The following is a 10,419-nucleotide window of genomic DNA, read 5'->3' as shown; positions in this document are numbered from 1 at the left end:
CAGGTCTGGAGCTGCCGCCGCGTCGGCGGTCTCCCTTGCCGAGCAACCGTCCGTGCCGGCCCATGTCCCACCTCCTATGCCGCAGGAGCACGCGCACGCCAGACCGGTCGCCCCGCCTCGTACGGTCTCTGGCCGGCGAGCCGGGCCCGCGTCCGCAGGGGGCACGATCGCGTTCTGGGAGCGGAGGTACGTGGGCCGGCTTCACGTGGGGATCCTGAGGTGAGCGAGTCCACGGCCATCGGCATGGTCAGTGCCTCTCTCCGCATGCTGCTGCTGGAGGAGTTCCGTCTCTGTCCGGCCCCCAAGGTCACCATCCTCGCCCCCGACGAGCAGGGCCCCGACCGGCGCCTGAACCTGTTCCTGTACAAGGTCGTCGAGAATCCGTTCCTCAAGAACCAGGACTGGACCGCGCACGAAGGCGGGATCGTGCCTCCGCCGCTCTCCCTCACGCTGTTCTACGTGCTGACCGCCTACGCCCCCAATGACGATCAGCTGGGCAACGTCACCGCGCAGCAGTTGCTCGGCGAAGCCATGCGCATCTTCTACGAGCACGCGACGATTCCCGCCCGCTGCCTGGACTCCGGTCTGCACGCCGCGCGGGAGCGCCTGAACATCGTCGGCGACGACAACGGGCTGGAGGAGCTGACCAATCTGTGGAGTGCCCTTTCCCAGCCGTTCCGCCTGTCTGTGCCGTACCGGGTCTCCACCGTCCAGATCGCTCAGTCGCCGGGTGGCCCGCATGCCGCGCCCAAACGGGTCCGCCGGATCGGGATCCCTGAACCCAGGGTCTCGTTCAAGCCGCCTGTGGTCACGGAGATGACCCGGGTCGGCACGGAGTTGGCCTTCACGGGCACGCACCTGAGCGGGTGGCAGGTCAGCCTGTGGTTCGGGGGGATCCCTCTGGCCGCGGGACAGCCGTTGACCGGCGACACCTTCACGGTCCCGCTGCCGCCGGGTCTCGCCCCCGGCCTGTACGAGGTCCGTGTCGAGATCTCCGGCATGTTCCGCCGCACGTTCCTGTACGAGGCGGCACCATGACGCGCCCGTACGCCGACAACTTCGAGCACCTGGCCGACGAGCTCGACCACCTGGACCAGCTCATCCGCGCCCGGCTGGAGGCCGGGCGCCTGGGGCCGGACGACGCGGGCCGGCAAAAGGCCGACGGGCTGCTGGGCCGGCCGAAGGGCGAGGAGACGCGCGGGGATGGGCCGCTGGACAGGCAGATCGTGGCCAGGGTGGAACGCAGCCTTGCCGAGGGAGTGTGGCTGGCACTGCCTGCTCTGAGCAGCCTTTTCGGGCTGTCGGCCGTGGAGACGCGGATCGTGGTGATCTGTCTGGCGCCCGAGCTGCGCCGCAAGTACGACCGCCTGTACGCCTGTCTGCAGGACGACATCACCCGGCGACGACCGAGCGTGGACCTGATCCTGCATCTGCTGTGCCCGTCCGAACACCGCAGATGGGCCGCCCGGAGCTGCTTCTCGGAGAACGCGCCGCTGCTGCGTACCGGCATTCTGCAGCCCGTGGCCGACCCTGCGAGTCCGTCGGGATCCTCGGGGCTGGCCCAGTTCATGAAGGTGGATCCCCGGATCTGCCACTTCCTCATGGGCATGAACGAGCTCGACGCCTCCTTGGTGGGCAAGTTGCGGCAGCACGACGAACAGGACGTCGGCCACGACCTCGCCGACGGCGTCCTGCGCCTGATCAAGCACCACTGGTCGGGCGAGGGCCGCCCCATCGTCTTCCACCTGCATGGACCGGCAGGCTCGGGCAAGCTCGACCTGGCCGCCCAGGTGTGCCGCCGGCTGGAGATCCCGCTGCTCAGTGCGGAAGCCGGTGCGCTGGACACGGGCATGCTTCTACGGACCTGCCTGCGGGAGGGGGTTCTGCATCAGGCGGCGATCCACCTTCCGGCCGCCGGCACGTTCCCGCCCGCCCTCCTGGGCGCGCTCAAGGCGGCCGTGGCCGACTTCGGCCGGCTGACGTTCCTGACCGGCGAGCGTGCGTGGGACGGCGGCGACTTCCCCGGTGCGCTGTTCCACTCGATCGCCATGCCGCCTCCCGACCCGCGACGAGCCGTGGCCGCCTGGCGGGAACACCTGGCCGGGCACACCGAGGAAGCCCAGGAATGGGCGGAGCAACTCGTCTCCAGGTTCCGGCTGTCGCCGCGGCGGATCGGCGCCGCACTCTCCCTGGCCGACAACCAGCGGCTCATGGAGCCGAACGCCCGGCCGCTGGCCCTCGCCGACGTGGCGGCGGCCTGCCGCGGTCATCTGGGAGGCGGGCTCGACGGCCTGGCCGTGCGGATCGACCCTGCGCGCGGCTGGCGGGACCTGGTGCTGCCGGAGGATCGGGCGAACCAGCTGCGCGCCATCGGCGACCAGGTCAGACACCACTTCCGGGTGCATGGCGAGTGGGGATTCCGCCGCGGCGGCGGGCTGACCGTGCTGTTCAGCGGACCACCGGGCACCGGCAAGACGATGGCTGCCGAGGTCCTCGCTCACGACCTCGACCTGGACCTGTACAAGGTGGACCTGTCGGGCGTGGTCAGCAAGTACGTCGGCGAGACCGAGAAGAACCTGGCGCGTGTCTTCCACGAGGCCTCGGCGGCCCACGCGATCCTCTTCTTCGACGAGGCGGACGCGCTGTTCGGCAAGCGCACGCAGGTGTCGGACGCCCATGACAGGTACGCGAACATCGAGACCGGCTACCTGCTGCAGAAACTGGACGACCACGACGGGGTGGTCATCCTGGCCACCAACCTCCGGCAGAATCTCGACGAGGCGTTCACCAGGCGCCTGCGGTTCATCGTGGAGTTCCCCTTCCCCGAGATCGACTCAAGGTCGCGGATCTGGCGAACCTTGTTTCCGCCGCATGCCCCCGTGGCGTCGGACGTCGATTTCGACGCGCTGGCCAGGCAGTTCCCCCTGAGCGGCGGAAACATCACGAACGTGGTGCTCAACGCGGCCTTTCTGGCCGCCGCGGACGGCGGCGACATCGAACGGCGGCACATCCTCCTTGGCGCCCGCCGGGAGTTCGAGAAGATCGGAAAACTCTGGCCGGGGGACGAGCAGTGAGTGACGGGTTTCCTGGCAGGCCGAAGATCCTGCGCGGCGCTCTCGTGGAGTTCGGACTGAGCCTGCCGCCACTGTTCGTGGCGTTCCAGTTCAACCCGGAGCAACTCACTCGCAACAGGTCACTCGGCTACGCCCCTCCGAAGGGGGCGACAGCGGCCACCCAGCGGGAGTTCCATCGGCAGAACTCCGATCTCCTGGCTCTGCAGAAGGAGCAGGTGGTCATGGTGGAGGAGCAGACGATCGGCTTCGACCTGCGGCTGGACGCCACGGACAGGCTCGACGAGCGCGACACCGTCGCCGAGCAGTTCGGTATCGCGCCGCAACTCGCGACGTTGGAGCTGATGGTGCAGCCGAAGGAGGAGAGCCTGCTCGCCGGCGCCGCCGAGTTGCTGCTCGGCAAGGCGGCGCAGGGGTTCAGCTTCACCCGCTCGGCCAATCCGCCGCTGCTGCTCTTCATCTTCGGCCGCAAACGGATCCTTCCGGTGAACATCACCTACATGAACATCACCGAGACCGAGTTCAGCACGGACCTGAACCCGATCAGAGCCACGGTGGCCGTCAGCATGACCGTGATCGAGGGCAAGAACCTGCCTCACACATACACGAAGGCCATGACGGAGGCGATGTCCCTGCTCAATCTGGCCAACATCGCCGACCTCCAGCACATCGTCATCCCGGGGTAAGCCGATGTTCAGCAACATGTCGCGCTATCGTGCCGTCCCCGCCGAGGTGGTGGCGGACGCGCGGGGGGAGACAGCGGTCGCGGCCGGGCTGCGGCCGCTGCCCGAAGCCCCCGCCGTGCTCATGCACGTGATCAGGGCGGGTGATCGGCTCGACCGGCTCGCCTTCACCTACTACGGTCAGTCGCTGTACTACTGGCGCATCTGCGACGCCAATCCCGACTACCTCTCTCCACTGGCCCTGCTGGGCAGAGAACCGCTGGTCACCACCGGTTTCCCGGTCTTCGAGCCGCCTACCGGCCCGCCCTGGGGGCAGGCATTGCGGCTGCTCGCGGACACCGTGGGCGTGGCGGACGTCGTCGTGATCGACGAGCTCGGACCGCCGCGGAGCACGGCCCTGCTCGTCAAGCACAACCGGCTCGACGTCGACGCGGAAGGGATCGCCGAGGTCATCCGTTCGGCCGGATTCACCGTCGGGATCCCCGCCGAACGGAGCAGGATCGGCGAGTCCATCGCCATCCCGGCCGTGACCGGTCCACCAGCAGCGGGCGGTGGCTCATGAGCCTTCACCCCGCATCACCCTGCGGGTGCACATGAAACACGACAGCCTCCGCGTCGAATTCGACGGCGCGGAGATCGAGGCTCTCTATCAGGACCTGATCAGCCTGGAGGTCGAGCTGGACGACCGGCTGGCGGCGATGTTCCGTCTGACGGTGGCGCTGCCGCCGCGCCCTGACGGCACCTGGCCCCACCTGGACGACGACCGGCTCGCGCTGTGGCGCAAGGTCGTCATCACCGCCGGTCTCGAGGACGACACCCGGCGGTTGATCTCCGGCTACGTCACTCACCTCCGTCCCTCCTTCGGGACCGAGGTGAACGACTGTCGCCTGGAGGTGTGGGGGATGGACGCGAGCGTGCTCATGGACCGCGGCGACCGGCTCCGGGCCTGGCCCAACAAACGCGACAGCGACATCGCCACCGAGGTGTTCGGCGATTACGGGCTCACGCCACGGGTCACCCGCACCGCCGTGGTGCACGACGAGGAAGTCTCGACCATCGTCCAGCGGGAGAGCGACATCCGCCTGCTTCGGCGACTGGCGCTGCGCAACGGGTTCGACTGCTACGTGGACGGCGACGTGGGCCACTTCGGCCCGCCGGTGACCGGCGCGCCTCCGCAGCCGGTGCTCGCCGCGCACTTCGGACCGGAGACCAACCTCAGCGCCTTGAGGCTGCAGGCTCAGGCCCTCGCTCCCACCGGGGTGAGCATGAACCAGCTCGACCACTTCAGCGGCGACATCCTCGAGGCCACGGCCCAGCCCGGCCACCTGCCGGCCCTGGGCGCCAGGCGCGTGACCGACCGGCCGGGCGTGCTCCGCGTCGGGCACGTGGTGACCACCGGCTTGCAGGAGATGACGGCACTGTGCCAGAGCCTGCAGGACGAGGCGGAATGGTTCGTCACGGGAGAGGGCGAGGTCATGGCCAACCGCTACGGCACCGTACTCCTGCCGCGGCGGACCGTGACGATCAAGGGCATCGGTGAGGCTCACAGCGGCGTCTACTACGTCACTCACGTCACTCACAGCTTCACGAGCGACGGCTACGTCCAGGCCTTCAAGGTCAGGCGCAACGGCCTGAGACTCACCGGTGAAGAACAGTTCACAACGGGCGACGCCATGGCCGCCTTGATCGGGGGAATCAGATGACGGAAACCGCAATCGAGAACATCGTGGCGGGCCTGGTGGAACAGGTCGAACGTCGCTTCTACGGCAAACACCGGGGCATCGTGATGGACAACGAGGACCCGGCAGGTCTCGGCCGCCTCAAACTGAAGGTGCCCAGCGTGCTCGGCCCGGACGTCGTCACCGGCTGGGCCACACCCTGCCTGCCCTATGGTGGAGCGGCCGCCCAGGGCATGGTGTTCGTACCGGAGCGGGAAGCTCATGTGTGGGTGGAGTTCGAGGAAGGCGACCTCGAGTTCCCCATCTGGGTCGGCGTCTACTGGGCCAAGGGCGACATGCCCGAACCGGCCACGGTGGGCCCTCGCCCGACCAGGAAGATCATCAGCACGGTCAAGGGGCACACTCTCGCGTTCGAGGACGCCGACGGCAAGGAGTCGGTCATCCTGCGGGAGGGCGGCGAGGGCCACACGATCACGATGGACGGCGACGGCCTGAAGATCACTGATGCGATGGGCAACGCCGTCGAACTGACCCGCACAGAGATGAATCTCATCGCGAGGACTCCCCTCACCATCAATGCCGCCGGAATGCCGGTGAAAATCATCTGTTCCGCCCTCGCCCTGGTGCGAGGTTGAGCCGATGAGCAGACTCGTCGTCGTCAAGGGCGATCCGGTGCGCGGCACCGACCAGCACAATGTGCAAGGGCAGGCGACCAATCCTGCCCCGCCGCCACCCACCGTCCCGTATGTCGGTGTCGCCGCCTTCGACTATGTCGGCGCGATCACCGACCAGGTCAGCGACTTCGTCACCGCCGACGACGTCCCCATCGCCCTGGTCACCAGCCGCAGCACGCTGGACCCGGGGCAGACCACTTCAGCGGGCCGGCACGCGGGACCGCAGGGCGCCGCGTTCGTGCCGCCGGCACCGCCGCCCATCCCGGCCTCGCTCACTATCACCGATGCCCCCCTGGGCGTCGGGATGCCCAACGCGGCCGCCGGGAGCGCTCTGCTGACCGTCGACGGTGTCAAGGTCCTGCTCGACGGCGACCTGATCGACACTTGCAGCGGGATAGGGGCGCCGGCGGGGTCGAAGGTGAGCGCCCGCGGCCAGTCCTATCTCACGTGTGCGGACTGACGGCAGGAGGGAGGAACCCGTGAGCCTACCGCTCGGCGGCCTCGCGCCAAGATTCGACGACGATGCCGACCTGCGGACAAAGATCGTACAAGTGCTGTTCACCGCGCCGGGGGAGCGGGTAAACCAGCCGGAGTTCGGCTGTGGTCTGTTCAATCTCGTCTTCGATCACAACAACCCGATCACCGCGGCCGCTGCGGAGTTCACCATCGGTCAAGCACTCACCCGCTGGCTGGGTGACGAACTGGTGGTGTCGGCGGTGGACGTGCAGGGGCAAGAGGAGATGCTGCTGGTGGAAATCGACTACGTTCGCCGCAAAGACATGAGTCGGCGAGCCGTCCAGCTCCACTTCGGCTGATCTGGAGGGACGGGCAGGCGCACATGGCCACCATCAGGCAGGTAGGCGGCAGGCCCGCCGTCGATTATCTGGCACGGGACTACGAGTCCCTGTTGGCGTCCATGCGCGCCCTCGTCCCGGACCGCTTGCAGCAGTGGAAGGACTTCGCCGACGAGGCCGACCTCGGCAACGTGCTCCTGGAGCTGTTCGCCCACATGGGCGACATTCTCAGCTACTACCAGGACCGGGTGGCCAACGAGAGTTTTCTGAGCACCGCGCGTACCCGGCGCAGCGTCATCGACCATCTACGCCTGATCGGCTATGAACTGGGCACCAGCGCTCCCGCGGCGGCCGTGCTCAGCGTCAGTGTGCCGGCGACAGTCGACGACACGGTCACGATCTCCAGAGGCGACGCCTTCGCCACCCGTGGCCACGGCGATCGGCCGAGCCTGCGCTTCGAATACACGCGCCAAGCGCCGCTGGTCATCGACTTCGGAGCCATCCGGCCCGATCGGCGCACCCTGCGCAAGGTGTTCGTCGGCGTCCCGGTCGAAGAGGGCCGGCTCATCTCGGAGGAGCGCCTCGGCACCTCCGACGGCACGGCGAACCAGCACTTTCCCCTGGTCCATCCAAGGCTGATCAGACGCCCGCAGACGGCGGGAGACCTGCTGATCAGGACGAGGCTGGGAGGCAGAACAGAGCAGTGGACCGCGCGTGAGACCCTGGCCTTCAGCCAGGCCGACCAACCCGACTACGTCGTGGAGATCGACGCCGAGGACCGGGCCACCGTGCTGTTCGGTGACGGCCTGCTCGGCAGGGTCCCGCCCGCCGGAGCGGTCGTGCTGGCCACCTATCGCGTCGGGGGCGGCCTCGCGGGCAACGTGACCGCAGGTGAGATCGACACCATCGTCGCGGCGCCACAGCTGGACGGTTTGGGGGCGAAGGTCGCCAATCCGCAACCTGCCGGAGGAGGTGCTGAACGGGAGGACATCGAGCACGCCGTCCGTCACGCGCCCGCCGTCTTCCGTTCGCTGGGGCGCGCGGTGACCGTCGGCGACTATGAGGCGCTCGCGCTGCGATTCAACGGCGTCGCCAAGGTTCGAGCCGTGCCGACCGGCTCGAACCGGGTCACCCTGTGCGTCGCCCCCGAGGGCGGTGGCAAGGTCAGCGACGTGCTGGAAGAAGGGCTGCTCGGTTACCTCGAGGACAAGCGCATGATCAACCAGATCGTCGAGGTGGCCGACGTCGACTACGTCCCCATCTACGTGAGCGCCGAGATCGGCGTCGAGAGCTCGTACGCCGCCGCGGACGTTCTCGACCGGGTACGCCGGGCCGCTGCCGGGCTGCTGGCCTTCGAGCACGTCGGCTTCGCCCAGCCCCTCTACCTCAGCAAGTTCTACGAGGAGATCCAGAACACCGCCGGGGTGCTCTACGTCGAGATCACCGAGTTCTGTCGCGGCGAGTCACGAGCGGGGAGCGGTGCGGCCGCCCACACGATCGAGTCCTTCGGCAAGATCGAACTGGGACCCAACGAGATTCCGGTCATCCCCTCCGATCCGGCCTACGCGACGGGGATCAACGTCGAGGCCGTCGAGCGGGGAGGACCTTGACGATGCGGCTGCTCGACCTCACCGCCACCCCGCACGCCGGCGGCAACCGCATCGATCTGGCCTGGCGCATCCCCGAACCGGATCGCCTGACGGGAGTGCGGGTCGTGCGCCGCCGTGACACCCATCCGACGAGCCCTTCCGACGGGGAACTCGTGGACGAGGGCCTCGGCCTGACGGCCGTCACGGACCGCGGCCTGCACGGGGAGACCGTCTACTACTACACGTTGTTCCCCTTCGACGGTGACTCCGGAGCCTACGAGCTGGACCCGGCCAACCGGATCTCCGCCATGGCCCTGTCCCGCTACGACTTCGGGCAGCAGCTGTACGACCTGCTGCCCGCCCTCTACCACCGCTACGACGCGGAGCACCATTACCTGCGTCGCTTCCTCGACCTGCCGGGCAGCGAGCTGGATCGGCTCTACAGCCTCACCACGTCCATGTTGTCGTCGAAGGATCTGCGAAGGGCGGACGGGGCCCTGCTCCCGCTGCTGGCGCAGTGGATCGGGTGGCCGACGGACCGGAGCGCGCCGGTGGCCACCCAGCGCAACGAGGTCCGCCAGGCCGCCCACCTCTACCGGACGATCGGCACCATCGCGGCACTCGACGCCACGGCGACCCGGGTGAGCGGGTGGACGGGGCGTACCAAGGAGTTCACCCACAACGTGGCGCGCACCAACCAGCCGGAGCGGCTGAACCTGTGGTCGCTGCGCCGCGACGGCGCGGGCCGGTGGCATGAGCCCGCGCTGACGTCGGTCAACTTCGCCTACGACGGCCGCCCGGCGGCAGTGGACGAGCCCGACGGCTCGGTGCTGATCTTCTACCACACGTATCGCCGCCATGGCTGGGATCTGTGGGCCAAACGCCTGCGCGACGGCCAGGGGGAGGCGAGCGCACCGGTCGTGGACCGGCACGGCACGGCTCAGCACCCGACGGCGGCCCGGCAGAGAGCGACGTTGTGGTTGTTCTGGGAGAGCTATGACCCGGTCCACCGCCGCCGGTACCTCTCCTTCAGCACGCGCGCCGGTGACGCGTGGTCGCCGCCTCAAACGTTCCTGGACCAGCGGACGGACCGCCGCCGACCGGCGGCGGTGAGCGACGCGGCCGACGGCGTGTGGCTGTTCTGGCTGGAGCAGGACGCCATCCGGTTCGCCAGGCACGACGGCGCAGACTGGGAACTGACGCAGCCGGGATCCCTGCCTGCCGGGCATGGCCTGGACGATCTCTTCGCGCTCATGACGGACGATCGGCTGTGGTTGTTCTGGACGTTCCCGGACACCGGCACGGACGAGCGGACCTGGTCGAGCGTGGCCTACCGCAGCCTCACCCTGACCACCGGCGACTGGTCGCCGGTCTCCTACCTGCCCAAGAGCGGCCACTACCATGATCGCCAACCGGCTGCGCGGGCGATCGAGGGAGGCATCGAGCTCTTCTGGAGCACCACCCGCTACGGCGGCTGGTCGATCAGCCACAACACCCTGACCACCGACTGGGGCGAGGCCGAGCAGGTCGGGTCGAGCCCGGCGACGCGCCGCGCCCCCCTGCCGGTGGACCTCGGCGCCGACGGCACGCTGCTGCTCTACCGCTCCAACCAGAGCCTGGAACGCTCCAGCGCGGTCTATGCCGCGACCCGCACCCTGGACCACCGTTACGCGGGCACGACCACCGTGGACACCACGGCGAAGGCCAAACTCGCCCTCTACGGCAGCTTCGCCGACTTCCAGACCTACCTGTACGACAACGGGCGAACCACTGCGGACCGGATCGCCGACGACACCATCGGGGTCTACCTGACACCGCCTCCCGACGTCGACCCCGGCCGAGCCGCCGAGACCGTCACCCGGCTGAGCGGAACACTGGCCGACTTCGTGCCCGTGACCACCCGCCCGGTCCTCATCTGGACGGAGTAGC

Annotated in this window: 10 protein-coding genes; all 10 read left to right on the top strand. The window is 68.6% G+C overall.

What is annotated here, in order from left to right; all coding sequences use genetic code 11:
- Positions 1-243: 243 nt before the first annotated feature.
- From ACGFI7_RS29300 to ACGFI7_RS29255, 10 genes are read left to right on the top strand one after another with little or no spacing between them, the layout of a single operon-like run.
- Positions 244-1,038 carry a Pvc16 family protein gene (locus ACGFI7_RS29300; protein ID WP_393410531.1) on the top strand — a complete coding sequence of 265 codons (795 nt, stop codon included), beginning with the start codon at positions 244-246 and terminating at the stop codon, positions 1,036-1,038.
- The gene (locus ACGFI7_RS29295) at positions 1,035-3,074 is read left to right on the top strand and encodes an ATP-binding protein (protein ID WP_393410070.1); all 2,040 of its coding nucleotides are present in this window, start codon (positions 1,035-1,037) and stop codon (positions 3,072-3,074) included. Before ACGFI7_RS29300 ends, ACGFI7_RS29295 begins: the two co-directional genes overlap by 4 nt.
- Positions 3,071-3,757, top strand: a complete 687-nt coding sequence (locus tag ACGFI7_RS29290; protein ID WP_393410068.1) for a hypothetical protein — start codon at positions 3,071-3,073, stop codon at positions 3,755-3,757. Before ACGFI7_RS29295 ends, ACGFI7_RS29290 begins: the two co-directional genes overlap by 4 nt.
- A 16-nt stretch (positions 3,758-3,773) precedes the next feature.
- Positions 3,774-4,316: a hypothetical protein gene (locus tag ACGFI7_RS29285; protein ID WP_393410066.1), complete on the top strand. Its 543-nt coding sequence runs from the start codon at positions 3,774-3,776 to the stop codon at positions 4,314-4,316.
- Between the two features lie 31 nt (positions 4,317-4,347).
- Positions 4,348-5,457, top strand: a complete 1,110-nt coding sequence (locus tag ACGFI7_RS29280) for a phage late control D family protein (protein ID WP_393410064.1) — start codon at positions 4,348-4,350, stop codon at positions 5,455-5,457.
- Between the two features lie 23 nt (positions 5,458-5,480).
- Positions 5,481-6,068, top strand: a complete 588-nt coding sequence (locus ACGFI7_RS29275; RefSeq protein ID WP_393410062.1) for a phage baseplate assembly protein V — start codon at positions 5,481-5,483, stop codon at positions 6,066-6,068.
- A 4-nt stretch (positions 6,069-6,072) separates the two neighbouring features.
- The gene (locus ACGFI7_RS29270; RefSeq protein ID WP_393410060.1) at positions 6,073-6,567 is read left to right on the top strand and encodes a hypothetical protein; all 495 of its coding nucleotides are present in this window, start codon (positions 6,073-6,075) and stop codon (positions 6,565-6,567) included.
- Positions 6,568-6,586: 19 nt separating this feature from the next.
- Complete coding sequence (locus ACGFI7_RS29265; protein WP_393410058.1) at positions 6,587-6,922, top strand: GPW/gp25 family protein; 336 nt, start codon at positions 6,587-6,589, stop codon at positions 6,920-6,922.
- Between the two features lie 23 nt (positions 6,923-6,945).
- Positions 6,946-8,511: a baseplate J/gp47 family protein gene (locus ACGFI7_RS29260; RefSeq protein ID WP_393410056.1), complete on the top strand. Its 1,566-nt coding sequence runs from the start codon at positions 6,946-6,948 to the stop codon at positions 8,509-8,511.
- A gap of 2 nt (positions 8,512-8,513) precedes the next feature.
- Positions 8,514-10,418 (top strand): phage tail protein, encoded by a 1,905-nt coding sequence (locus ACGFI7_RS29255; protein ID WP_393410054.1) that lies wholly within the window; start codon positions 8,514-8,516, stop codon positions 10,416-10,418.
- Position 10,419: the final 1 nt, after the last annotated feature.

The sequence above is a fragment of the Nonomuraea sp. NPDC048826 genome (assembly GCF_043198225.1).
GTDB lineage: Bacteria > Actinomycetota > Actinomycetes > Streptosporangiales > Streptosporangiaceae > Nonomuraea.
Note: the sequence above shows the minus strand (reverse complement) of the source record. Positions and strands in the feature narration are given on the sequence as shown.